Raw genomic sequence first — 22,834 nt, forward strand, 5'->3', positions numbered from 1 at the left:
TCCGGGTCTGTATAAAAGTTTGTCGCTCAACGGAGGAACAACATGCGACAGTTTAGGAGAAGGGAACGTCCATTGACCAAGAATAGCTTTCTGACCATGACCAGCGTCGCCGCGCTCGTTGCGGTGTCGTTCGCCGTCTCGGCGCCGGTCCGCGCCGCCGACGACGCCGCGATCCAGAAGTGGATTGCGGAATTCCAGCCCTCGACGCTGTCGAAGGATGACCAGAAGAAGGAGCTGGAGTGGTTCGCGAAGGCGGCCGAACCGTTCAAGGGCATGGAGATCAACGTCGTCTCCGAGACCATCACCACCCACGAATACGAATCGCAGACGCTGGCCAAGGCGTTCTCCGAACTCACCGGCATCAAGCTCAAGCACGACATCATCCAGGAAGGTGACGTCGTCGAGAAGCTGCAGACCCAGATGCAGTCCGGCAAGAACGTCTACGACGGCTGGATCAACGATAGCGATCTGATCGGCACGCATTTCCGCTACGGCCAGACCATCGCGCTGTCGGACTACATGACCGGCGAGGGCAAGGACGTCACCGACCCCATGCTCGACGTCAACGACTTCATCGGCAAGTCGTTCGGCACCGCACCGGACGGCAAGCTCTATCAGCTGCCCGACCAGCAGTTCGCGAACCTCTATTGGTTCCGCTACGACTGGTTCACCAACCCGGACTACAAAGCCAAGTTCAAGGCCAAGTATGGCTACGAGCTCGGTGTTCCCGTGAACTGGTCGGCCTATGAGGATATCGCCGAGTTCTTCACCAACGACATCAAGGAGATCAACGGCGTCAAGGTCTACGGCCATATGGATTATGGCAAGAAGGATCCCTCGCTCGGATGGCGCTTCACCGACGCCTGGCTGTCGATGGCCGGCAACGGCGACAAGGGCATTCCGAACGGTCTGCCGGTCGACGAATGGGGCATCCGCATGGAAGGCTGCCGTCCGGTCGGCTCGTCGATCGAGCGCGGCGGCGACACCAACGGTCCGGCCGCGGTCTACTCGATCACCAAGTACCTCGAGTGGATGAAGAAATATGCTCCGCCGCAGGCCCAGGGGATGACCTTCTCCGAGTCCGGTCCGGTGCCCGCGCAGGGCAACATCGCCCAGCAGATGTTCTGGTACACCGCCTTCACCGCCGACATGGTGAAGCCGGGCATCGCCGTGATGAACGCGGACGGTACGCCGAAATGGCGTATGGCTCCGTCGCCGCACGGCGCGTACTGGAAGGAAGGCATGAAGCTCGGTTACCAGGACGCCGGCTCCGTGACGCTCTTGAAGTCGACCCCGGCGGATCGCCGCAAGGCAGCCTGGCTCTATCTCCAGTTCATCGTCTCCAAGACGGTCAGCTTGAAGAAGAGCCATGTCGGTCTCACGTTCATTCGTGAATCCGACATCTGGGACAAGTCGTTCACCGAGCGTGCGCCGAAGCTCGGCGGCCTGATCGAGTTCTACCGCTCGCCCGCGCGCGTGCAGTGGACCCCGACCGGCAACAACGTGCCCGACTATCCGAAGCTGGCCCAGCTGTGGTGGCAGAACATCGGCGATGCGTCGTCCGGTGCGAAGACGCCGCAGGCCGCGATGGACTCGCTCGCAGCCGCCCAGGACTCCGTGATGGAGCGTCTGGAGAAGTCCGGCGTGCAGGGGGCCTGCGGTCCGAAGCTGCACAAGAAGGAGTCGGCCGAGTACTGGTACGCCAAGGCCCAGAAGGACGGCACCATCGCCCCGCAGCGCAAGCTCGCCAACGAGAAGCCGAAGGGCGAGACGGTCGACTACGACACCCTGATCAAGTCGTGGCCGGCCCAGCCCCCGAAGCGGGCGGAAGCGAAGTAAGCGCGTCGAGCGTTGCCAAATGCGAAAGGCCGGGAGCGATCCCGGCCTTTCTGTTTTCGGAGAGCCACGCTGCCCGCCATACCGTCATTGCGAGCGAAGCGAAGCAATCCAGAATCTTTCGGCGATGGCAGTCTGGATTGCTTCGTCGCAAGAGCTCCTCGCAATGACAGCTGAGAGAGCAGAGCCCTACTCCGCCGGCTCGGCCGCCAGCGTCGGGTAATCCGTATAGCCCTTCGCGCCGCCGCCGTAGAAGGTGTTCTTGTCCCAGTCGTTCAGCGCCGCGCCTTGCTTCAGCCGCTCGACGAGGTCGGGGTTGGAGATGAACGGCTTGCCGAAGGCGATGAGATCGGCTGCATTGGCGTCAAGCACCTTGGTCGCAAGATCGAAATCGTAACCGTTGTTGGCGACATAGGCGCCGGAGAAGCGCTTGCGCAGGCCGGCATAGTCGAACGGGGCGATATCGCGCGGGCCGCCGGTGGCGCCTTCGACGACGTGGAGATAGACCAGCTTGAGCGCGCTGAGGCCATCGACGATATGGTCGTACAAGGCTTGCGGGTTCGAGTCCGAGATGTCGTTGGCCGGCGTCACCGGCGAGATGCGGATACCGGTGCGGTCGGCGCCGGCCTCGGCCACGACGGCCTTGGAGACTTCCAGCATCAGCTTCGCGCGGTTCTCGATTCCGCCGCCATAGGCGTCGGTGCGCTTGTTGGTGCCATCCTTGGCGAACTGCTCGAGCAGATAGCCGTTGGCGCCGTGGATCTCGACGCCGTCGAAGCCGGCCTCCAGCGCGTTCTTCGTGGCGCGCCTGAAATCGTCGATGATTCCGGGAATTTCCGAGAGCTCGAGCGCGCGGGGCTCGGAGACGTCGGCGAAGCCGCCGTTCACGAACGTCTTGCCCTTGGCGCGGATCGCGCTTGGCGCCACCGGGGCTGCGCCATTGGCCTGGAGATCGACATGCGAGATGCGGCCGACATGCCAGAGCTGGATGAAGATTTTGCCGCCGCGCTCATGGACCTTGTCGGTGACCTTGCGCCAGCCGGCGACCTGGTCCTTGGTGTAGATGCCGGGGGTGTCCTGGTAGCCCTGGCCCTGCTGCGAGACCTGGCTCGCTTCGGTGATCAGGAGGCCTGCGGAGGCGCGCTGGGCGTAATAGTCAGCCGCGAGCGCGCCGGGCACGAACGTGCCGGGTACGGCGCGGTTGCGTGTCAGCGGCGCCATCACCAGGCGGTTGGCCAGCGTGATCGGGCCGAGCTTGTAGGTTTCAAACAATTTGGTCGGGCGGCTCATTTGGGGTGCTTCCAGGCGGTGAGAGGTCCGGAACACTTGTGCATTGCGTCAATCAGCGCAAGGGAAGAGCCATTCGGAAAGTGCAGGCGAGCTACGCGGTGGGGCCCGCGTAGCATAATTCATGTGCGATTTTGGCCACGGCAGTGGATTGCGACTGCCTCGGCCATGCAAATCAGTTCGCGCCCATGAAATCGCGCTTGCCGATCTCGACGCCGTTGTGGCGCAAAATGCCGTGCGCGGTCGTGGCATGGAAATAGAAGTTCGGCAGCGAGAAAGCGCTCAGGAATTGCTGCCCCTTCATGGTGATGGACTTGTCGGGGCCGGCCGGGAAGGTGACGTCCTTGGTCTCGGCGCCCTCGAACTGCTCGGGCTTGAACGACTTCACATAGTCGATGGTCTTCGCCAGCCGCTGCTTCAATTCCGCAAAGCTGGTCTCGGTGTCGGGCGTCGCGGGCACTTCGCTATGGGTCAGCCGGGCGCAGCCCTTGGCGGCGAAATCGCCGACCAGCTGGATCTGCCTCGACAGCGGCAGCATGTCCGGAAACAGGCGGGAGCCGAGCAATACGCTGGGATCGATCTTTTTGGCCGCGCAGTGCGCTTCAGCTTTGGTGAGCAGCCCGGTTACGCTGTTCAGCATTTGCAGATAAGCAGGGACGACGGCGTCGTAGAAGGACATGTGATGCTCGCTTATGAATGGGAAATCTCAGGAGAAAACCTGAGCCACTCACATGGGAGCCTCATGGAAAATTACAATCGCGGGGAGCTGCTTGTGCAGTGCGAAAATTCTACCTCATCGTTCCCGCCGGCTGCGTCTGCGCCGTGCCGCCGCGCATGCGCGCCAGCAGCTCCGCGGTCGGCCAGGAATCGGCCGGCAAGCCATGCTTGATCTGCATCGCCTTGACGGCGGCGCGGCTCTGCTGGCCCAGCACGCCATCGACCTTGCCGACATTGAAGCCCGCACGCACGAGCAGTTGCTGCAATTCCTTGAGCTCGTTGAACGGCAGCTGCGATACCGGTTGGGCGGGTTTGCGCATGGGGGCAGCGCCCGCAATGCGCGAGGCGAGATAGCCCGCTGTGGTCGAATAGATCAGCGAATTATTCCACTCGGTGTAGGCCGCGAAGTTTGCATAGGCCATAAAGGCCGGGCCAAAGCGCCCCATCGGCAGCAGCACGGAGGCCGCGAGATTGTCGTTCGGCAAGGGACGGCCGTCGGGATATGTCACCCCTAACTGCGCCCATGTCGAGCGCGGCTCTCGCACCGTGAGATCGGTCTTCTCCCACGGCAGGTTTTGCGGCACCTTGATCTCTTCCAGCCACGGCTCGCCACGCCGCCACTTCAAGCCGTTGGCGATGTAGTTCGCGGTCGAGCCGATCACGTCGGCGCCCGAGCGCAACAGGTCGCGCCGTCCGTCGCCGTCATAATCGACGGCGTAGTTGACGTAATGCACGGGCAGGAACTGGGTCTGCCCAAGCTCGCCGGCCCAGGAGCCGATCATCTCGTCAGGATGCAGATCGCCGCGGTCGATGATCTTCAGCGCGGCGATGGTCTCGTTCACGAACATCTCGGAGCGGCGGCAGTCATAGGCCAGCGACACCAGCGATTTCAGCGTCGGCAGATTGCCCATGTTGGCGCCGAAGTCGCTCTCCAGCCCCCAGAACGCGGCGATCACCGCCGGCGGCACGCCATATTCCTTTTCCGCGCGCGCGAATGCGGCGGCGTATTGCTTGATGTGTTGCTGGCCGTTCTGCATGCGATAGGGCGCCGCCATGCGACCGGCAAATTCGGTGAAGAGCTGGCCGAACACGCGCTGGCCGCGGTCGCGGTTGACGATGCCCTGGTCGTAGACGAGGTAGGGCGAGGCTTGCGCGATCGTCCGCTGCGACACGCCGGCCGCCACGGCCTGTTGCTTCACGTCGGCAAGGAAGCGATCGAAGCTCGCGCCATTGTGGCACGACGCCGCGCGGGACGAAGGCGCGGTTGCCTTGGGCATAACAGGCCTTGCGGGTGGCGGCTGGAGCTGGGCGGAGGCGGGAAAGCAGAACGCAGCGAAAGCAACGGCCGCGATCGCGAGTCGGGTCTGGAGCATGGAGTTTCCGGCGGGGAGGGACGCTTGGATTCTGGACGAAGCTTAATGGAAGCGCGGTAAGCAAACCAGTGCCGCGGCTCCGCGACGCACCTTGAAACCTTGCGCCCCGGCCCGGGTCATCCCCACCTGATGTTTGCCGGCCCGCAGGCGCTTCCAGCGGCCGTGGCCGGCCCAGGAGAGGGCCATGAACTATCTTCGTACCGCAATGCTGCTCGCAGGCCTCACCGCCCTGTTCATGGGCGTCGGCTATCTGATCGGCGGCGCCTCCGGCGCCATGATCGCGCTTGTCATTGCCGCGGCGACCAATCTCTTCGCCTACTGGAACTCCGACCGCATGGTGCTCTCGATGTACGGCGCCCATGAGGTCGATCGTTCGACCGCGCCGGAGCTGGTCGGGCTGGTCGCGGAACTTGCGGGGCGGGCAAGCTTGCCGATGCCGCGCGTGTTCCTGATGGACGAGGTGCAGCCCAACGCGTTCGCGACCGGCCGCAATCCGCAAAATGCCGCGGTCGCCGTCACCACCGGCCTGATGCGCCAGCTCAGCCGCGAGGAGCTCGCCGGCGTGATCGCGCACGAGCTCGCCCATATCAAGAATCACGACACGCTGCTGATGACGATCACTGCGACCATCGCCGGCGCGATCTCGATGCTGGCGCAATTCGGCATGTTCTTCGGTCACCGCGGCAACAACAACGGCCCGGGCATCGTCGGCTCGATCCTGATGATGATCCTCGCCCCGCTCGGCGCCATGCTGGTGCAGATGGCAATCAGCCGTACCCGCGAATATGCCGCCGACGATCTCGGTGCGCGCATCGTGGGACAACCGATGTGGCTGGCCTCTGCGCTGGTCAAGATCGAGGGAGCCGCGCATCAGCTGCCGAATGTCGAGGCCGAGCGAAACCCTGCGACCGCGCACATGTTCATCATCAATCCGCTGTCGGGCCATGGCGTCGACAATCTGTTCGCCACTCATCCCTCGACGCAGAACCGCGTCGCGGCGCTTCAGCAACTCTCGGCCAAGCTCGGCGCGCAGGTGGCGCCGTCGCTCGGTGCCAACGAGAACTACCCGCCGCGCAGCCCATGGGGTCGCTCGTCCTCGCGTGGGCCCTGGGGCTGAACCGGAACCTGCAATTTGCAGCCGGCTTTGTGACCTGGCGCACACAGGATAGTCGGAGCCGGTGTTAACACCCGGGCGAGACACTTCCTTCGAAAGGGGATGCGTGACCGGCCCGCTGCCGGCCACCGTCGAAGATGACCAGAGCTGCCGTACCATTGCTGATCGTCCTGTGCGTGCTTGTCGGCCTGTCCACGCACACGGTCGTCAATTGCGGCGACGAGGACGATCCCGACATCTGCTCGGCCGTGATCGGCTTCTCGCCGCTGCGCGGCGCGCTGATCGCCTTTGCCTATGAGGGGCGCGGACGGATCGCGCTACGCCATGGCGACTTCAAGCGGGCAGTCGCCGATTTCGACGAGGCCATTCACCTCAATCCCAACCGCGCCTCGCTCTATCGCGACCGCGCGCTCGCGCGCCGTCAGAACGGCGATCTGGAGCTCGCCATCGAGGATTACGACGAGGCGATCGCGCATGATCCCAAGCTTGCCGCGCCCTATCACCAGCGCGGTCTCGCGCTTGCCGCCACCGGCGATCTCGATCGCGCCATCCTGAGCTACAACACGGCGGTCCGCCTCGACCCCTCCGATGCGCAGGCCCGCCTCGACCGTGGCCTTGCGTTCCTCGCCCGTGGCCAGGCCGACGACGCACGCGCCGATTTCTCGGCGGCGCTGGCGCTGCCGGCGGGCAAGGACGGCCACACCCGCGAAGCCGCGCGCGCCAGGCTCGCCGAACTCGCCAGCGCCGAGCCGACGCAGGTGTCGGCGCCGCGAAGGTGAGATTGTCTCTCCACGAATCCCGAAATCGTAGGGTGGGCAAAGGCGCACTAGCGCCGTGCCCACGATCTCTGCATTCGGCGACAGACGCGTGGGCACGCTGCGCTTTGCCCACCCTGCGATACTGTCGTCGCGGAAAGAGACCCCTCATCCGGCGCTTGGCGCCACCTTCTCCCGCGAGGGAGATAAAAGGAAGTCCGTCCTACTTCGCCTTCTTGGCTTTGGCCTTCTTCGCCTTCGCGGCCTTCTTCGCAGGCTTCTCCGCCTTGGCCTTCTGGACCTTCACCGCAAGCGGGGTGCTGGCGGCGAGCCGCATTGATCGCGCATAGCTGTCGGCGACGTTGTCGGCGGACATCTGCAGGCGCTTGGCGGCGGCGGTGGCCTGCTCCATGGTGGCCTTGGCCATCATCTTGAAGCGGTCACTGGTCTCCTTGCCCTTGGCCTTGGCCGCCAGGCCGTTGAAGCGATCCCGCCGCTCCTTGGCGCGGGTCATCAGGCCCGTATGCAGCTGTCTGGCCAGTTGCCGGATCACGACATCCAGGTCGGCGTCCGCCATGTTGTTCTACCTCTTCGAAAAACGGTATCGATGCGGGCGGGACTATGCAGATCGGGCCCCGCCTTGGCAATTCCCGCCGAGGCGTCATCCGCAGCTTCCGGCCTGCAAAACCAAAAAAGCCGCGCAAGTTGCGCGGCTTTTCTGATGTTGCCGTGGGACGCCTCACTTCAGCGAGGCGACCGGACCGTTTGCGGCCGCCGGCTCCGGGTCGAAGCCGAACACGCCGACGAGATATTTGTAATAGTCCGGCATCTTCTCCTTGAGCGTCTCGCGCGACTTCGGGTCGTGGAATTCGCTCTTGCCGGCCAGGAAGATGCTGGCGGTTACCGCAAAGAATTCCATGGGATTCTTCAATGCATAGGATTCCTTGGGCAGCAGATCCTTGGACTTGGCCAAGGCGTAATAGGCGATCACGCCCTTGTTGGCGTAACCGTCCGGCAACAGGCGCGCATGATAGGCGTGCAGGAGCTCGTGCAGCAGCACGGCCTCCTTTTCGTACCGCATCATGTCCGGCCGCAGCATGATCACGCCGAGGCCCGAATCGACCGCGAGGTCGACGGCGTTCGGATTGGTCCAGCGCTGCTTGTCGTGGTCCCACACCGTCAGCGTCCGCGGTACGCGGCGTTCGACGTTGGGGGCGACGCGGCCGTAGCAGGCGGTGGCGGCGCCTTCGTCGAGGCAGGCGAGCTCGCTCGCGATGATCGGCACGGTGCGGAAGAAGCGCAGCACGCGCGGCGACAGGCCGGCCGCCTCGACCGCGTCGATCTGGCTCTTCAGATTGTCGGTGAGCTTGTCGACGTCCTTACGGTCGGAATTCTCCGTGAGGTCGAACATGTAGCCGCGATAGCTCTGGAAGCCGGGCGGCAGCGGCTGCGCTGCGGCGGCATCGAGCGTTTCGGCACGGGACGGACCGGCGAAGAGCGCGCCGACAATGGTTGCGGTCAGCAGCAACGCAATGCGCATGATGAACCCCCTGATGTCACTTCGCCCGGCAGAATAGGCCACCGCCGTTTGCGAAAAGTGAGTGGGGCAAGACTAAGGCGCCGATGTTGAGGCGTGCTTAATCCTTGGTTGCAGATCGCGGCGGCGTGTTAGGGGCCAGTTAACCAAGGTCATCCAGGGCGGCCCTCACAACTCCCGCGCATTCGAGAATGCGAACGAACTCACCCGCCGTGTCGTCTCGTCCAAAATCAGCGTGCGCGTGATCGGCGGCTCGGCGCGCTGGGCGCAGTTTTCGCGCTCGCAGAGGCGGCAGTTGACGCCGATCGGCGTGCCCTCGGTCTTCTCCAGGTCCATGCCGGCGGCGTAGGTCAGGCGCGCGGCGTGACGGATCTCGCAGCCGAGGCCGATGGCGAAGCGCGGTTGCGGCAGCGGGTGCGGCGCGACGGGGCGGCGCACCATCTGCGCGATCGAGAAGTAACGCGTGCCGTCGGAGAGCTCGATCACCTGCTTGAGCAGGCGATCGGGCGTGTCGAAGGTCGAGTGCACGTTCCACAGCGGGCAGGTGCCGCCGAATTTCGAGAACGGAAAGGTACCCGACGAGAAGCGTTTTGAAACGTTGCCGGCATTGTCGACGCGCAGCAGGAAGAACGGAATGCCGCGCGCGTTCGGTCGCTGCAAAGTGGTGAGCCGGTGACAGACCTGCTCGAACCCGGAACTGAAGCGCTGCGCCAGCACGTGGATGTCGTAGTTCAGCGCTTCGGCCGCAGCCAGAAACGCCGGATAGGGCATCATCACGGCCGCCGCGAAATAATTGCCGAGCGTGATCCGGAACAGACGCCGCGGCGCGTCGTCGAGCGGTCCGGCACGGCCGATGATGCTCTCCAGGGCTTGCGCACATTCCCCCAGGCCAAGCTGGAAGGCGAGCTGGAAGGCGCGGCCGGGCGGATCGACCAGCTCGGAGACCAGCAACTGGCGGCGATGGCGGTCGAAACGCCGCAGCGTCTCGCGCATCACGTCGACCGGCATGATGCGGGTCTGGATCGAATGCTTTTCACGTAAGCGCGCAGCGAGCGCTGCGTAGAGCCCCTCGGCCGGGACGTTCAGCTCATCGCGAAGTGTCTCTGCGGCCTGCTCCAGCTCCGGAAAATAGTTGCGGTTGGCCTCGATCAGCTCGCGGACGCGCTCGACCGGGTTGGCCTCGTAGCGCGTACCGACGTCACGGTCGGCCATCTGCGCCGCAGCCAGCGTCTCGCCCTGGCGCGCCTCGGTATAGGCCGCGTACAGCCGCTGCAGCGCGTGGGTCACGCCGGGGCAGAGCTCGGCGAGGTCGCGCAGCTCCTGCTTGGGCACGTCGATCTGGCGGAACAGGGGATCGGAGAAGATCTCGTTCAGCTCGGCGAAGAATCGATCCTCGTCGGCGGTGGCGAGGTCACGCAAATCGAGGTCATAGGTCTCGGCCAGCCGCAGCAGGATTTGCGCCGTGACCGGGCGCTGATTGCGCTCGATCAGGTTGACATAACTCGGCGAGATCCCGAGCCCTTCGGCAATCTGGGTCTGCGACAGCCCCAATTGCTGCCGGATCCTGCGGAACCGCGGGCCGACGAAGAGTTTTTTGCCGGAATTGGCGGGCATTTCTCAGGGCTCCGTGCGCATTAAGGACAGTCTGACTGACCTATAAATTTACAAACTTTACAAAATAACATCTATTACATGTTCCGATGTTACATGACATCACCAATAAGAAACAAGCCATCTAGCCGAAGTTTCTGTTTTCGCGTTTAGCTCCTGACACGCATCTCGCAATGCACTGTCAAGAATGTCGATGGCCAGCCATCGCCATCGTCAGCGAAAGGATCAGGCAAATGAACTACCAGCCCCGCGGCATCAGCACCCTCCAGGGTCCATCGTCGTATCAGGACGAGGTCAAGGCGGCCCAGGCGCTCCTTGAGACCCAGCCGACGTGGAACGGCGTGTCGGCCGAGGCCGTCGCGCGCATGCGCCTGCAGAACCGCTTCAGGACCGGCCTCGACGTCGCCCGCTACACCGCGGCGCTGATGCGGGCCGACATGGCGGCCTATGACAAGGATCCGACAAAGTACACCCAGTCGCTGGGCTGCTGGCACGGCTTCATCGCCCAGCAGAAGCTGATCTCGGTCAAGAAGCATTTCGGCGGCAAGACCGATCGCACCTACCTGTATCTCTCGGGCTGGATGATCGCGGCGCTGCGTTCCGAGTTCGGCCCGCTGCCCGACCAGTCGATGCACGAGAAGACCTCGGTGCCTGCGCTGATCGAAGAGCTCTACACCTTCCTGCGCCAGGCCGACTCGCGCGAGCTCAACGACATCTTCCGCCTGCTCGACAAGGCGCGGAAGGAAGGCGACAAGACCCGCGAGCAGGAGCTGATCGCGAAGATCGACAACTTCCAGACCCATGTCGTCCCCGTCATCGCCGACATCGACGCCGGCTTCGGCAACGCCGAGGCGACCTATCTGCTCGCCAAGAAGATGATCGAGGCGGGTGCCTGCGCGCTGCAGATCGAGAACCAGGTCTCGGACGAGAAGCAGTGCGGTCACCAGGACGGCAAGGTCACCGTGCCGCACGAAGTCTTCATCGCGAAGATCCGCGCCTGCCGCCACGCCTTCCTCGAGCTCGGCGTCGAAGACGGCGTCATCGTGACCCGCACCGACTCGCTCGGCGCCGGGCTGACCCAGCAGATCGCCGTCAGCCACAAGCCCGGTGACATCGGCGACCAGTACAACAGCTTCCTCGATTGCGAGGAAATCACCGCGGAGAACGCCCGCAACGGCGACGTCATCATCAACCGCAACGGCAAGATGCTGCGTCCGAAGCGGCTGCCCTCGAACCTCTACCAGTTCCGTCCCGGCACCGGCGAAGACCGCTGCGTGCTCGACAGCATCACCTCGCTGCAGAACGGCGCGGACCTGCTCTGGATCGAGACCGAGAAGCCGCATATCGAGCAGATCGCCAAGATGGTCGATCGCATCCGCAAGGTGATTCCGAACGCCAAGCTCGCCTACAACAACTCGCCGTCGTTCAACTGGACCCTCAACTTCCGTTGGCAGGTCTACGACGCGATGAAGGAAGCCGGCAAGGACGTCAGCAAGTACAACCGTGCCGAGCTGATGAAGCCGGAATACGACGATACGCCGCTGGCGCAGGAAGCCGACGAGCGCATCCGTACCTTCCAGGCGGATTCGGCCAAGCGCGCCGGTATCTTCCATCACCTGATCACGCTGCCGACCTATCACACCGCGGCGCTGTCGACCGACAACCTCGCCAAGGAGTATTTCGGCGACCAGGGCATGCTGGGCTACGTCAAGAACGTCCAGCGCCAGGAAATCCGTCAGGGTATCGCCTGCGCCAAGCACCAGAACATGGCCGGCTCCGACATCGGCGACGACCACAAGGAGTACTTCGCCGGCGAGGCTGCCCTGAAGGCGGGCGGCGCCCACAACACCATGAACCAGTTCGGCTAACGAGCACGCTATTGGACAGGAGACTGACAATGACCAAAGGCAGCAATTTCTGGGTGATCGGCGGCGAGTTCGGTTCGATGAACTTCCACAAGCTGGTGGAAGGCTCGGCCCAGGTGCAGGGTCCGTTCAAGACCCGCAAGGAGGCCGAGGATGCCTGGCGCACGGTCTCGGAAGAGAACCGCCACAAGGCCGGCGTCCGCTTCTCCATCGTCGAAGAGCCGTCGCGCGTCTCGGCCTGAAGGGCTCGACTGGCGACCTGAACTAAGAAGACGTCCAAGGACGGATGGTCCCATCCAGGCTCTGCCTGGGTGGGATCGTCTGTTTTTGGCACAGGTCAATCGGCTGTGGGCGCCGTAAGTCTCTGGAATTGCGGACCCTTTGCGGCGGGTGTGGTTGCTGATAGGTTAATGGAGGAAAGTCGAGGACGAGGCCGACAATGTCAGAGCCCGAAACCAGCGGGACCCATCCCGGCCAGCCGCGCCCGGTGCGGCTGCGCGACGCGCTGCTGCGCGCGCGGATCGAGGCGGCCGACCGGACCGGCGTCGTCGTCGATCTCAGGGACGCCGAGGTGGCGCGGCTCGAGATCCTCAACGACGCGCTCGATCCCCTGTTCGCCCAGGTGCCTGACAGGATCGACCTGTTCGACCGCGGCATCAGCCAGGGCGATACGCCGAGACTCTGGGTCGACGTCGTCGCCCACATCGTGATGGGACGCGACAAGCGGCAGTACCGCTTCGTCCAGGACACCCGCTTCGGCCGCATCGTACTCGCCGAATCGCACGACACCGCAATCATCGTCGAGGCCGTCACCGATTATGTCGCGCGGCGGATGGTCGAGCGCGAGCATGCGATGGTGGTTCCGCCCGAACCGAAGCCCGAGGCCGTGCCGGAGCCGCGCCGCTCGCGCCTGTGGCCGTTCGTGTTCGGTTTCGTGCTCGGCGCCGCCGCGCTGTTCGGGCTTGCGGTGCTGGCGGCGTTGCGGAGCTGGTGATCAGTTGCTCTGTCATTCCGGGGCTCGCGCTTCGCGCGCCCCGGAATGACGGCGAACTAAATCAACCTCACATGCTTGATCTGCCCGATCTGAAATCCCGCCCCGAGGCTCCGCACCGTCTGCTCGCAGCGCCAGCCGGCATTGTCCTTCTCGATTCTGAACAGGTTGTACGCAGCCGCCGGGTAGTGGCCATGCGCGAGCGCGGAGGCCGAGGGCACGCCGAGCGCGGGAATGTTGCCGTTGGGACCTTCGAACCACATCGTCGAATGAATGTGGTCGTGCCCGTGCAGGATCAGCTCGACGCCGTGGCGCTTGAGCAGCGCGAGCAGCGCGGCCGAATCTGTCATCCGCTTCTGCCGCGCATCGGACTTCAGCGGATGGTGCACCAGCAGCACGCGGAAGACGTCCTCGCCCGCGAGCCGTTCGAGCACTGTTGCGAGGGCGGCGAGCTGATCGGGCCCGAGCGTGCCCGTCGCCATCAGCGGCAGGGTCGGCACCGCCGTGGACAGGCTGATCAGCGCGAGCGGCCCGCGCCGGCGCACGGATGGGAAGCCGATGCCGCCGTCGTCGCCGGCGAGATAGGGCGCAAACGTCTCGCCGAAGCGGTGCGAGGTGGCGCGGACATAGGCGTCGTGATTGCCGGGAATCGTGGTGACGCGGTCGGGCGCGCCGACGCCCTCGAGCCAGGCGCGGGCAGGGGCGAACTCGGCTTCCAGCGCGAGGTTGACGAGATCGCCGGTCACCGCGATGTGGTCGGGCGCCTGCGCCTTCATGTCGGCCACCAGCGCGTCGAGCACCTCGCGGCGCTGGTACTTGTGGCGGTTGCGCGTCCAGTTGACGTAGCCGAGCACGCGCTTGCCGGCGAGCTCGATCAGCCGCGGCTTCGGCAGAGGCGCCAGATGCGGATCGGACAGATGGGCAAGCGTGAAGGGGGCCGGCGTGTTGGAAGTCATGGCGCGCGATTGCCTCGCTATTGTTTTGCTGTAATGGCAAGGTCGCGCCCCGCGCGCAAGAAGGGCCTGAACCCTGGCCTCAAGGAAGCCTGATGGGAGATCGCCTGAACCGCATTCGACGGAAGTTCGAGCCGCTGCTGCGGCGATTCTTCCACGCCTATTTCCTCGTCGTCCGCGGCATGACGCTCGGCGTCCGCGCCGTGGTGCTGGATGCCGAGAATCGGGTGTTTCTGGTCAGGCACAGCTACGTCAGCGGCTGGCACCTGCCCGGCGGCGGCGTTGATTTCGGCGAGACCATGGAGCAGGCGATGCGGCGCGAGCTCAAGGAGGAGGGCGACATCGACCTTACCGGCGAGGCCGTGTTGCACGGCATCTTCCTCAACAGCCACGTCTCCCGCCGCGACCATGTCGCCATCTACGTGGTCAGGCAGTTCAGGCAGGATCGCCTGCCCCCGCCCAACCGCGAGATCAGCGAATGCGGGTTCTTTGCGGTCACGGCGTTGCCCGAGGACACCACGCGAGGGACGCGGCTGCGGATCGCCGAAGTGCTGGACGGCGAGCCCCTGATTGCGACGTGGCGCTGAGGATGGCCTGTGTTAGAGCGTTTCCCAGCAAAGTGGATACCGGTTCGCGTCAAGAAAACGCGTCAAAACGAGAACCTGGAGCCCCGTTCCGATACCATCGGAACGGAAATGACTCTAGTAAGCAGCCCGAAAGAGCACCACCGGATGAAGATTGCCAAATTCGCTTTCGGCCTGATCTGCCTTGCGATCCTCGCCAGCAACATCGTCACGATGTCGCGCTGGAGCGAGGCGCGCGGGGTCTATGACGACATCTGCTATCTCAGGCAGGCGCATCTGTTCCAGCGTCTCGGCATCGGTGGGCTCAACACCAATGCCGCGTTGGACCACGATCATTATTTCGAAGGAAAATTGAGGGAGATCGCGTTCGCCGAATGGCAGGATCCGATCCGCTGGCCGTGCCACAATCCGATGCCGAGCGGCAAGATCGTGATGCAATATCCGCCGGGCACCGGCTTTCTGCTGGCGCTGTTTCCCGAGGGTCACCAGGTGGTGCCGCTCTACGTTGCCGCGAGCCTGATCGTCTGCGGCCTTGCTCTGTCAGGCATTGCCATGGCGCGCACGCTGCCGTCGGTCTTCGGCGCTGGCCTGTTCGGCGCGCTCGCAATCTACCTCATGATCAATCCGGCGAAGGCGAGCTATTCGGTCGCGCCGACCATGGCGCTGTGCGCGGTCGCCGGCTTCCTGACGGCGCTGTGGCTGACCAGGGATAAACGCAGCGTGCTGCTGATCGCGCTGATCGCCGTCCTCCTTGGCGCGTCCGTCAATTTCAGATTGCCGAATGCGCTGCTCGCGGCCGGCTATTTCATCTATCTCGGCATTGCCTTCCTGAAGGTGCGGACTCCGTCAGCCTTCGTGCAGGGGCTCGGCCTCGGCTTCGGCGTTCTCGTCGGCATGGCCCCGACCTTAGTCGCCCAGGCCATCAACGCCGGCAGCCCGCTGGCCACGACCTATGGCAGTGCCGACGTGGTCGCGCCGGCCTTCGACTTCGCCGTGTTCGGCCATTATCTGCGCGACATGCAGTTCGTGCTGATCGTGCTGGCGATCGGATCCACGGCATGGCTGTTGCGGATGGGCGAGGGCAGCGTGCGGCAGGTGGCCCTCGTCGTCGCCGGCAATCTCATCGTCAATCTCGTCTTCTTCCTCAGCCATCCGGTCTTCACGCCCTATTACATCGTGCCGGTTGCGATGCTCTCGCTGTGGAGCGTCTCGTTCGCCTGGCTGATGCAGCCGGCGCAGGCGCAGCAGCCCGCAGCGCTCGGGCGCGAGCCGGCAAGCTTCGGAGCGCCGTCGCGATGACCTCAACGCAACTTCGCATCGCGGTGTTGGTGCCCTGCTACAACGAGGAGGCGGCGGTCGCCACTGTCGTTGCCGATTTCCGCAAGGCGCTGCCGTCGGCCGCGATCTACGTCTATGACAACAATTCGCGCGACCGTACCGCGACTGTCGCGCGCGAAGCGGGCGCGATCGTGCGCAGCGAGCGCCGGCAGGGAAAAGGTCACGTCGTGCGCCGCATGTTCGCCGACGTCGAGGCCGACGTCTATGTGCTGGTCGACGGCGATGCGACCTACGATGCGCCGAGCGCACCCGGCATGATCGATCGCCTGCTCGATGATCATCTCGACATGGTGGTCGGCCTTCGCGTCGATCAGGTCCGGGCCGCCTACCGGCTCGGCCACCGCACCGGCAACCGCATGCTGACCGGCTTTCTGGCGTCGACCTTCGGTCACGCTTTCAAGGACATCCTGTCCGGCTACCGCGTGTTCTCGCGCCGTTTCGTCAAATCCTTCCCCGTCCTCTCCGACGGCTTCGAGATCGAGACCGAGCTCGCGGTCTACGCGCTGGAACTGTCGCTGCCGGTCGCCGAGATCGAGACTCCCTATTACGCGCGCCCCGAAGGCTCGTTCTCCAAGCTGAACACCTGGCGCGACGGCTTTCGCATCCTCGGCACCATGGTGAAGCTCTACCGTTCGGAGCGGCCGTTGCGCTTCTTTGCCGTAATCGGGGGCGTGTTGGCGCTGGCCGCAGTGATCCTCGCGATCCCGATCGTGATCACCTTCATCGAGACCGGCCTGGTGCCGCGCCTGCCGACCGCCGTGCTGTCGATGGGCTTGATGATCATGGCCCTGCTCGCGGTGTCCTCGGGGCTCGTGCTCGACACGGTGACGCGAGGGCGGCGGGAGATGAAGATGCTGGCCTATCTGTCCCAACCGCCCCTCAAAAGCAGCTGAACGCCGTCGCTGCCCGATGGACCGCGCTGCGTTCAGGTGCTATCCCGCGAATTGACATGACCGATCTCTCACTGACCATCCTCCCTGAAGCCGCCGGCGACGCCCAGTCGATCGAGCGGCTGCACGAACGCACCTTCGGTCCCGGCCGCTTCGTGCTCAGCGCCTATCGGATCCGCGAGCACGTCGACCACCTGCTCGAATTGTCCTTCACGGCCCGCATCGGCACGCTGCTGGTCGGCTCGGTCAGGCAATTGCCGGTGCTGGTCGGCGAGACGCCGGCGCTGCTGCTCGGCCCGCTCACGGTCGAGCCGCCGTTCCGCGGCCACGGTGTCGGCCGTCTGTTGATGGAGCGCGCGCTCAAGGACGCGAAGGCGAAAGATCACCGCCTCGTGCTGCTGGTCGGCGACGAGCCCTATTACAGCCGGGTCGGCTTCAAGCCGGTCCCGAAAGGCCGTGTCACCATGCCCGGCCCTGTCGACGCCGCCCGTATCCTGGTGTTCGAACTCGTCGACGGCGCCTTCGAAGGCGTGTCGGGGCAGGTGGGCCCCGACTGGAGCAAGGCGCGGGCAGGGTAGCTCGGTTCGTAGCCCGGATGAGCGAAGCGACATCCGGGACATCTGCGCCGCAGATGCAGCGCCCCGGATATCGCTGCGCTCATCCGGGCTACGTAGCTCGGTTGGACTCCGTCATTGCGAGCGCAGCGAAGCAATCCAGGCTACCTCTGCAGACAGACTCTGGATTGCTTTGTCGCAAGACCTCCTCGCAATGACGGCGAGTGCCGTTGGCCGACTCGAGCTCAGAACTTGAAGTTCGCGAACGCGCGCACGCCGATGCCGGGCAACAGCACCTCGTCCTTGTTGTAGGATACCGAGTTGCGGATGTTCTCGTTGAGGAGATTGTTGCCGACGATGCCGGCCATCATCTCGCGCGCACCGAACCAGTTGCGGTCGAGCTTGGTCTTGTAGCTCACCTCGGCCTTCAACAGGTTGTAGCCCGCCGTCGGCGTCTCCGCGATCACGGCGACGTTGTTCTGCGCGAAGGCGTGCAGCAGGTTGACGCGCATCAACCAGTTGTCGTCGCGCCAGAACACGCCGCCGCCCATCCGCATCGGGGGGATCCGCGGCACGTTGGTGCCGTCGCTGAAGGTGGCGCGGACGAAATCGAACTGGTTCTCGATGCCCCAGATGCCGCCCTGGAAGGCGGCGACGTCGAGCTGCGACTGGAATTCACCGCCGCGGAAATTCGCGTTGCGCTGCGAATAAACCGCCTGGTTCAGCTCGGCGCCCGGATTGCCGCAGGACGCAAAGTCGTCGTCGCAGGACACGCCCGTGAGGCGGCGGTAGATGAAATTGTCGAAATGCGTGTAGTAAACGGTCGCCTCGAAGCGGAACGGCCCCGTCGCCCTGCGCACGCCGAGCTCGACCGACTTGGCGGTCTCGATGGTGAGGTTCGGATTGCCGATATCGAAGGTCGCGGTCGCGTCGTGGCCGCCGCGCGAGAACAATTCGGCCGCCTTCGGCGCGCGCTCGACATATTGCGCGGTGATGCTGCCGACCATGCCGCCCGGCAGGTCCTGCAACAGGCCGATGCTGCCGCTCTTCGGCGTGAACGACGGATTGCGCGCGATGCCCGCCTGCGGCGTGCCGTCAGGCAAATAATCGGTCGGGAAGTTTGGTGTCGTGCCGTGCAGCTCGACATGCTCGATGCGGCCGGCGACCTGCGCCCGCGTCGCCTCTGTAAACTTGAACTCGTTGAAAGCGTAGCCGGCAACGCGGTTGCTGTTGTTCGGATCCCACAGGCCGTTGAACAGCGTGCCGGGATTGTCCGGGCTCGGTGCGCTCAACTCCTGATGGCCGACCTGCAAGCCCAGCGCCGTCGTCACTTCGGCGAAGCGGGCGTTGAACGGCATCAGCTGCACTTCGGTGCGGATCTCCTGCTCCTTGTTGGTGAAGGTCTGCCGCACGCCATCAGTGGTCGGGTCGGTGGGATCGGCGAGGCCAATCTCGTTGTGCCGGTAGTCGGTCGCGCCGGCCCAGAAGCGCACCGCGTCGATTGCGGCGGCGTCGGGATGATACTCGCCCTTGACGTTGATCTTGGTCTGGTGGCCGTCGATCCGTGTCTGGTGGTCGGCGCCGTCGATGCCGGGGATGTGATAGAGCGCGTCGTTCTGGGTGATCGACGCGCCGATATAGCCGCCCTGGAAGAAGTAGGAGCCGCCGATCGAGGCGCCGTCCGAGCGCGTCGCCGAATTCGGCTGGCGGCCGTTCACGGGCCGCGTCTGGTCGAAGAGATACGGATAGCTCGGAATGCTGTAGTCCGAGGTCGTGCGGCCATAGGCGTCGGCGTGGAAGGCGAAATTGCCGCCGCCGGTGTCGAGCAGAACGCCGCTCTCGACGCCGCGATCGACCGAAGAGAACGCGGTTCGGGTCTCGGCGGTGACGCAAGGCGAAGTCGCGGCGCTCGCGAGCGGAGCCTTGGTCGGCAGGCCGTAGGCCTGGAATGACGGCGCGCAGGACGGCAGCGCATCCGGAATCCGGTTATTGGTGGCGCTGACGACGCCGCCGATCGAGGTCGAGCCGTAGCGCAGCGCGGCGGGCCCGCGCACCACTTCGATCTGGTTGGTCGCAAGCGAATCGATCGGAACGAAATGATCCTCGCCGAGATCGGAGGCGCCGCTCGCATTGGTGCCGTTCTCGACAATGCCGACGCGATTGACGTCGAGACCCCGGATGATCGGCCGGCTCGATGCGCCGGGCGCGAAGCTCGATCCGGTGATGCCTGGCTTGGAGAACAGGAGATCGCCGAGCTGTCCGCCGCCCTCGCGGCGGATTTCCTCGTTCGGCACCACGGTGACCGTCGCGAACTGGTTGGTCACGACTGACAGCACGCCCTGCTGAGGCGCGGCGGACGCGGAAGCTGCCGGCTCCGCCTCCGCCGCTTGTTGGCGGCTGCGCACCCGCGCGGTCCGCGTGCCGCGGCCGGGATTGCGGGACGGCACCACCGCTCTGCGCACGATGGGGCTCGGCGCCGTCACGGTGACGGCAGGGATCTCGGTCGATGAGTTGTCTTGCGCAGGCGTCTGGGCGAGAGCGGGCGTGGCGGCGGCACCGAGCAGGAGCAGGCTTGCTCCGCCAAGACGCTGCGCGCGTCGCGATTGAAATGACATGGTCCTGATTCCAGTCAGGCGCCGTCCGCATGATTGTGTGCTGATCGGAGGCGGCCTGCCGTCGCGGCGCGACGGAATTCGACTTCAACGTTTCCCGGGCATTCGCCGTTTCGCGGCAAGCCCAGGCGTGATCAAGCGATGTTGAGAGTCAGGACGCGGGAGGGGCGCGCGGCTGGAACGCGTGGCCTGCCGATTTCAGATGCAGAAATTCGGCATCGGTGGTGCGGTAGAGCAGCTCGATCGCTTGCGGCAACAGCAGCACGGGCGGCGTTGCCGATATGACGGTGCCCGCCATCGCGACCACGGCACAGATCGCGCAATTGTCCTCGCCCGGATGCTCGCGGTCGGGAACGGCCGGCGATTGCTTCTGGACCGCGGCGCGGTCGATCGCAGCAACGTCCTTCGTGCTGTCCTTGGCGCCGTCGATCCGCTGGAGCGAGGCCTGCGTCAGCGGCGCGGCCTGGGCGAACCAGTGGCTGTGGCCGAACGTCAGCGCGAACTGCACCAGCATCGCGAAGATCGCGAGCCGGGCGCCGTGCCTGATATTCGACCGGAACCACTTCATCTGGAAAAGCCACCCCACATCGCGAGATATCGCGATGTAACAATATAACATCGCCCGATCGGTCTGCGGATGTCAATCGCGCTCAGGCCGGCCAGCGCCGGTGGCGGGTCGATGTGTCGTTCGAGCAACGGAGCGAGGTCAGCGCCCCTCGCGTACCCACGTCGCCGCAAACGCGCCGAGCAGCAGCAACAGCCCGATCAGGCCGGCGAATATCGGCAGCACGCCGACGCCCTTGACGACGCTGGCGTCGCGCATCCGCACGCCCATCCAGCCGTCGCCGGCAAACACGCTGGCCGAGCGCACCGGCAGGATGCGCGGCAGCTCGACGCTGGTGCCGTCCACCACGCGCACGGCATTGCCGCCGGTCGCCTGCGTCAGCGGCTTCAAGGTATCGACGGTGGAAGTGACTTCCGAAAACTCCTTCGGATTGGTCGGGCCGACATTGATCAGCGCCTTCAGCGTGCCGTCTGTGGCCTGCCACAGGCCGAGCTCGCTTGCGGGAAGGCTGGCGCGCCATTCGCCGGGGTCGCCGGCGCTCAGCGTCAGATCCTGCGAGACGCCGGACGGTGAGGTCACGCTCACCGGCTGGACGCTGTCGGCCATGGTCTGGCGCACCACGACGAGGTTCTTGCCCTGCACCTGAAGGCGCAGCGCCTCTTCATCGAGATCCGGCTGCTTCATCAGCCAATGCGACATCCGCCTGAGCAAGTCCAGATGCGGGCCACCGCCCTCATAACCGCGTGCCCACAGCCAGATGTGGTCGGAGAGCAGCAGCGCGACGCGGCCCTCGCCGAAGCGGGTCAGGAACAGCAGCGGCTTGCCGTCCGCGCCCGTCATCACCGGCGGATTGACGGAATTGCGGGTGTCGACGGTGCGGAAGAAGCGACTCCAGTGCGGCGGCTCGGAGGCCGAGCCCTCCAGCCCGCGCGTGACGGGGTGGCGTTTGCCGACATCGGACAGATGCGCATAGAACGGCTTTTCGGTGACGCCGACCGGTTCGGCCGGCAGCACCGAATCCAGCGGCGTGCGCCAGATGCTGGTGTTGGAGGCGTAGTCGGGGCCGGCCGAGACCAGCACCGCGCCGCCGCCGCGCACATAGCGCGCGATGTTGTCGAAATAGGCGATCGGCAGCACGCCCTGGCGGGCGTAGCGGTCGAAGATGATCAGCTGGAATTCGTTGATCTTCTGCTGGAACAGCTCGCGGGTCGGAAACGCGATCAACGACAATTCGTTGATCGGCGTGCCGTCCTGCTTCTCCGGCGGGCGCAGAATGGTGAAGTGCACGAGATCGACGCTGGCGTCTGACTTGAGCAGATTGCGCCAGGTGCGCTCGCCCGAATGCGGCTCGCCCGACACCAGCAGCACGCGCAGCTTGTCGCGGACGCCGTCGATGGCGACGACGGCGCGGTTGTTCACCGGCGTCAGCTCTCGCTCGAGCGGCGAGGCCTCGATCTCGACGATGTTCGGGCCGGCATGCTTGATGTCGACGTCGACGGTCGCGGCCTGGCCGCTCGAGAGCGTGCGTTCGTTGATGACCTCGCCGTCCCTGCGGACCGTGACCTTGGCGCGCTCGCCCGTGACGCCCTGGTCGTCGAGGCGGTAGCTGATGGTCTGGGTCTGGCCGACGATGCCGAAGCGCGGCGCCGCCGTGATCGCGATGCGGCGGTCGCGCTCGTCCTTCTGCCCGGTGATCAGCGCGTGCACCGGCGCCTGGAAGCCGAGCGCGGCGGCGTTTGCCGGAATGTCGTGGACGCGGCCGTCGGTGATCAGGAACGCGCCGGCGACGCGGTCGACCGGCACGTCCGCCAGTGCCGAGGCGAGGGCTCCGAACAGTTTTGTGCCGTCGGTCTCGCCGTCGGCCTGTCCGGCCTCGACGACACGCACTTCCAGCCCCTTGATCTTCTTCAGGCCGTCGACCAGCGCTTCCCGTGCTTGCGCAGCCTCGCGATTGCGGTTGCCGAAATTCTGGCTCGGGCTCTTGTCGACGACGATTGCGGCAACCGAGGTGAGGGGATCGCGGTCCTCGCGGGTGAAGGAGGGATTGGCGAGCGCCAGCAGGAACAGCGCCAGCGCGGCCACGCGCACGGCGGCGCCGCGCGCGCGCGCAAGCAGCAGCACGAGTGCGATGACGACGATCGCGGCGAGCGCGATCCACAGCACGATCGCGGGGACAAGCGGCGTGAATGCGATGCCGTAATTCATGTCGCACTTCTATTCGTTGTGAGCATGATCTCGCCGGCAAACCGGCT

At 65.0% G+C, this 22,834-nt stretch carries 20 protein-coding genes; 10 read left to right on the forward strand and 10 right to left on the reverse strand.

What is annotated here, in order from left to right:
• The first annotated feature begins 96 nt into the window (after positions 1-96).
• Positions 97-1,839, forward strand: a complete 1,743-nt coding sequence (locus CIT40_RS08490; protein ID WP_162307834.1) for an ABC transporter substrate-binding protein — start codon at positions 97-99, stop codon at positions 1,837-1,839.
• A gap of 186 nt (positions 1,840-2,025) precedes the next feature.
• On the opposite strand, the gene CIT40_RS08495 is transcribed toward CIT40_RS08490, so the two are convergent.
• The 3 genes from CIT40_RS08495 to CIT40_RS08505 all read right to left on the reverse strand — a co-directional run bounded on the left by CIT40_RS08495 (position 2,026) and on the right by CIT40_RS08505 (position 5,213).
• Positions 2,026-3,126, reverse strand: coding sequence for an alkene reductase (locus CIT40_RS08495; RefSeq protein ID WP_094892717.1), 1,101 nt, complete (start codon positions 3,124-3,126; stop codon positions 2,026-2,028).
• Positions 3,127-3,298: 172 nt separating this feature from the next.
• Entirely contained in the window at positions 3,299-3,802 is a 504-nt protein-coding gene (locus CIT40_RS08500; RefSeq protein WP_094892716.1) for a DUF1993 domain-containing protein, read from the reverse strand.
• A gap of 109 nt (positions 3,803-3,911) precedes the next feature.
• A complete protein-coding gene (locus CIT40_RS08505; RefSeq protein WP_094892715.1) occupies positions 3,912-5,213 on the reverse strand; it encodes a lytic murein transglycosylase in 1,302 nt (433 codons plus the stop codon).
• A gap of 184 nt (positions 5,214-5,397) precedes the next feature.
• Between CIT40_RS08505 and htpX the strand changes: the two genes are divergently transcribed.
• Both htpX and CIT40_RS08515 read left to right on the forward strand, forming a co-directional pair.
• A complete protein-coding gene (htpX, locus tag CIT40_RS08510; RefSeq protein WP_094892714.1) occupies positions 5,398-6,330 on the forward strand; it encodes a zinc metalloprotease HtpX in 933 nt (310 codons plus the stop codon).
• Between the two features lie 134 nt (positions 6,331-6,464).
• Positions 6,465-7,106, forward strand: coding sequence for a tetratricopeptide repeat protein (locus CIT40_RS08515; protein ID WP_094892713.1), 642 nt, complete (start codon positions 6,465-6,467; stop codon positions 7,104-7,106).
• Between the two features lie 199 nt (positions 7,107-7,305).
• On the opposite strand, the gene CIT40_RS08520 is transcribed toward CIT40_RS08515, so the two are convergent.
• From CIT40_RS08520 to CIT40_RS08530, 3 genes are all read right to left on the reverse strand, one after another.
• Positions 7,306-7,659, reverse strand: coding sequence for a hypothetical protein (locus CIT40_RS08520; RefSeq protein WP_094892712.1), 354 nt, complete (start codon positions 7,657-7,659; stop codon positions 7,306-7,308).
• A 162-nt stretch (positions 7,660-7,821) separates the two neighbouring features.
• Positions 7,822-8,622, reverse strand: coding sequence for a hypothetical protein (locus CIT40_RS08525; protein ID WP_162307408.1), 801 nt, complete (start codon positions 8,620-8,622; stop codon positions 7,822-7,824).
• A 165-nt stretch (positions 8,623-8,787) separates the two neighbouring features.
• Positions 8,788-10,233 (reverse strand): helix-turn-helix domain-containing protein, encoded by a 1,446-nt coding sequence (locus CIT40_RS08530; protein ID WP_094892710.1) that lies wholly within the window; start codon positions 10,231-10,233, stop codon positions 8,788-8,790.
• Between the two features lie 230 nt (positions 10,234-10,463).
• Here CIT40_RS08530 and CIT40_RS08535 point away from each other — a divergent pair, with 230 nt between their 5' ends.
• The 3 genes from CIT40_RS08535 (at position 10,464) to CIT40_RS08545 (ending at position 13,089) form a co-directional block, all read left to right on the forward strand.
• A complete protein-coding gene (locus CIT40_RS08535; protein ID WP_094892709.1) occupies positions 10,464-12,098 on the forward strand; it encodes an isocitrate lyase in 1,635 nt (544 codons plus the stop codon).
• 29 nt (positions 12,099-12,127) lie between these two features.
• Entirely contained in the window at positions 12,128-12,337 is a 210-nt protein-coding gene (locus tag CIT40_RS08540; protein ID WP_018323282.1) for a DUF4170 domain-containing protein, read from the forward strand.
• Between the two features lie 197 nt (positions 12,338-12,534).
• The gene (locus CIT40_RS08545; protein WP_094892708.1) at positions 12,535-13,089 is read left to right on the forward strand and encodes a hypothetical protein; all 555 of its coding nucleotides are present in this window, start codon (positions 12,535-12,537) and stop codon (positions 13,087-13,089) included.
• Between the two features lie 56 nt (positions 13,090-13,145).
• Here the strand turns inward: CIT40_RS08545 and CIT40_RS08550 are convergent, their stop codons facing one another.
• Positions 13,146-14,042: a metallophosphoesterase family protein gene (locus tag CIT40_RS08550; RefSeq protein WP_094892707.1), complete on the reverse strand. Its 897-nt coding sequence runs from the start codon at positions 14,040-14,042 to the stop codon at positions 13,146-13,148.
• Between the two features lie 92 nt (positions 14,043-14,134).
• Here CIT40_RS08550 and CIT40_RS08555 point away from each other — a divergent pair, with 92 nt between their 5' ends.
• The 4 genes from CIT40_RS08555 (at position 14,135) to CIT40_RS08570 (ending at position 17,429) form a co-directional block, all read left to right on the forward strand.
• On the forward strand, positions 14,135-14,626 hold the full coding sequence (locus CIT40_RS08555) for an NUDIX domain-containing protein (protein WP_094892706.1): 492 nt from the start codon (positions 14,135-14,137) through the stop codon (positions 14,624-14,626).
• A 144-nt stretch (positions 14,627-14,770) separates the two neighbouring features.
• Positions 14,771-15,922, forward strand: coding sequence for a hypothetical protein (locus CIT40_RS08560; RefSeq protein WP_193550912.1), 1,152 nt, complete (start codon positions 14,771-14,773; stop codon positions 15,920-15,922).
• Positions 15,919-16,854, forward strand: coding sequence for a glycosyltransferase family 2 protein (locus CIT40_RS08565; RefSeq protein WP_094892704.1), 936 nt, complete (start codon positions 15,919-15,921; stop codon positions 16,852-16,854). The genes CIT40_RS08560 and CIT40_RS08565 overlap by 4 nt, the downstream gene beginning before the upstream one ends.
• A gap of 56 nt (positions 16,855-16,910) precedes the next feature.
• The gene (locus CIT40_RS08570; RefSeq protein WP_094892703.1) at positions 16,911-17,429 is read left to right on the forward strand and encodes a GNAT family N-acetyltransferase; all 519 of its coding nucleotides are present in this window, start codon (positions 16,911-16,913) and stop codon (positions 17,427-17,429) included.
• Positions 17,430-17,650: 221 nt separating this feature from the next.
• Here the strand turns inward: CIT40_RS08570 and CIT40_RS08575 are convergent, their stop codons facing one another.
• The 3 genes from CIT40_RS08575 to CIT40_RS08585 all read right to left on the reverse strand — a co-directional run bounded on the left by CIT40_RS08575 (position 17,651) and on the right by CIT40_RS08585 (position 22,787).
• On the reverse strand, positions 17,651-20,020 hold the full coding sequence (locus CIT40_RS08575; RefSeq protein ID WP_094892702.1) for a TonB-dependent receptor: 2,370 nt from the start codon (positions 20,018-20,020) through the stop codon (positions 17,651-17,653).
• A 148-nt stretch (positions 20,021-20,168) separates the two neighbouring features.
• Positions 20,169-20,585, reverse strand: coding sequence for a DUF2946 family protein (locus CIT40_RS08580; RefSeq protein ID WP_162307409.1), 417 nt, complete (start codon positions 20,583-20,585; stop codon positions 20,169-20,171).
• A gap of 138 nt (positions 20,586-20,723) precedes the next feature.
• Positions 20,724-22,787: a hypothetical protein gene (locus CIT40_RS08585; RefSeq protein WP_094892700.1), complete on the reverse strand. Its 2,064-nt coding sequence runs from the start codon at positions 22,785-22,787 to the stop codon at positions 20,724-20,726.
• Positions 22,788-22,834: the final 47 nt, after the last annotated feature.

Origin of the sequence: Bradyrhizobium amphicarpaeae (assembly GCF_002266435.3) — a bacterium.
GTDB lineage: Bacteria > Pseudomonadota > Alphaproteobacteria > Rhizobiales > Xanthobacteraceae > Bradyrhizobium > Bradyrhizobium amphicarpaeae.

Excerpts from the sequence above, each read along its gene's own strand:
- CIT40_RS08530 (WP_094892710.1), bottom strand. The coding sequence starts at position 10,233 with ATGCCCGCCAATTCCGGCAAAAAACTCTTCGTCGGCCCGCGGTTCCGC.
- CIT40_RS08520 (WP_094892712.1), bottom strand. The coding sequence starts at position 7,659 with ATGGCGGACGCCGACCTGGATGTCGTGATCCGGCAACTGGCCAGACAG.
- CIT40_RS08545 (WP_094892708.1), top strand. The coding sequence starts at position 12,535 with ATGTCAGAGCCCGAAACCAGCGGGACCCATCCCGGCCAGCCGCGCCCG.
- CIT40_RS08515 (WP_094892713.1), top strand. The coding sequence starts at position 6,465 with ATGACCAGAGCTGCCGTACCATTGCTGATCGTCCTGTGCGTGCTTGTC.
- CIT40_RS08550 (WP_094892707.1), bottom strand. The coding sequence starts at position 14,042 with ATGACTTCCAACACGCCGGCCCCCTTCACGCTTGCCCATCTGTCCGAT.
- htpX (WP_094892714.1), top strand. The coding sequence starts at position 5,398 with ATGAACTATCTTCGTACCGCAATGCTGCTCGCAGGCCTCACCGCCCTG.
- CIT40_RS08585 (WP_094892700.1), bottom strand. The coding sequence starts at position 22,787 with ATGAATTACGGCATCGCATTCACGCCGCTTGTCCCCGCGATCGTGCTG.
- CIT40_RS08575 (WP_094892702.1), bottom strand. The coding sequence starts at position 20,020 with ATGTCATTTCAATCGCGACGCGCGCAGCGTCTTGGCGGAGCAAGCCTG.
- CIT40_RS08565 (WP_094892704.1), top strand. The coding sequence starts at position 15,919 with ATGACCTCAACGCAACTTCGCATCGCGGTGTTGGTGCCCTGCTACAAC.
- CIT40_RS08580 (WP_162307409.1), bottom strand. The coding sequence starts at position 20,585 with ATGAAGTGGTTCCGGTCGAATATCAGGCACGGCGCCCGGCTCGCGATC.
- CIT40_RS08490 (WP_162307834.1), top strand. The coding sequence starts at position 97 with ATGACCAGCGTCGCCGCGCTCGTTGCGGTGTCGTTCGCCGTCTCGGCG.
- CIT40_RS08505 (WP_094892715.1), bottom strand. The coding sequence starts at position 5,213 with ATGCTCCAGACCCGACTCGCGATCGCGGCCGTTGCTTTCGCTGCGTTC.
- CIT40_RS08495 (WP_094892717.1), bottom strand. The coding sequence starts at position 3,126 with ATGAGCCGCCCGACCAAATTGTTTGAAACCTACAAGCTCGGCCCGATC.
- CIT40_RS08525 (WP_162307408.1), bottom strand. The coding sequence starts at position 8,622 with ATGCGCATTGCGTTGCTGCTGACCGCAACCATTGTCGGCGCGCTCTTC.
- CIT40_RS08535 (WP_094892709.1), top strand. The coding sequence starts at position 10,464 with ATGAACTACCAGCCCCGCGGCATCAGCACCCTCCAGGGTCCATCGTCG.
- CIT40_RS08540 (WP_018323282.1), top strand. The coding sequence starts at position 12,128 with ATGACCAAAGGCAGCAATTTCTGGGTGATCGGCGGCGAGTTCGGTTCG.
- CIT40_RS08570 (WP_094892703.1), top strand. The coding sequence starts at position 16,911 with ATGACCGATCTCTCACTGACCATCCTCCCTGAAGCCGCCGGCGACGCC.
- CIT40_RS08560 (WP_193550912.1), top strand. The coding sequence starts at position 14,771 with ATGAAGATTGCCAAATTCGCTTTCGGCCTGATCTGCCTTGCGATCCTC.
- CIT40_RS08555 (WP_094892706.1), top strand. The coding sequence starts at position 14,135 with ATGGGAGATCGCCTGAACCGCATTCGACGGAAGTTCGAGCCGCTGCTG.
- CIT40_RS08500 (WP_094892716.1), bottom strand. The coding sequence starts at position 3,802 with ATGTCCTTCTACGACGCCGTCGTCCCTGCTTATCTGCAAATGCTGAAC.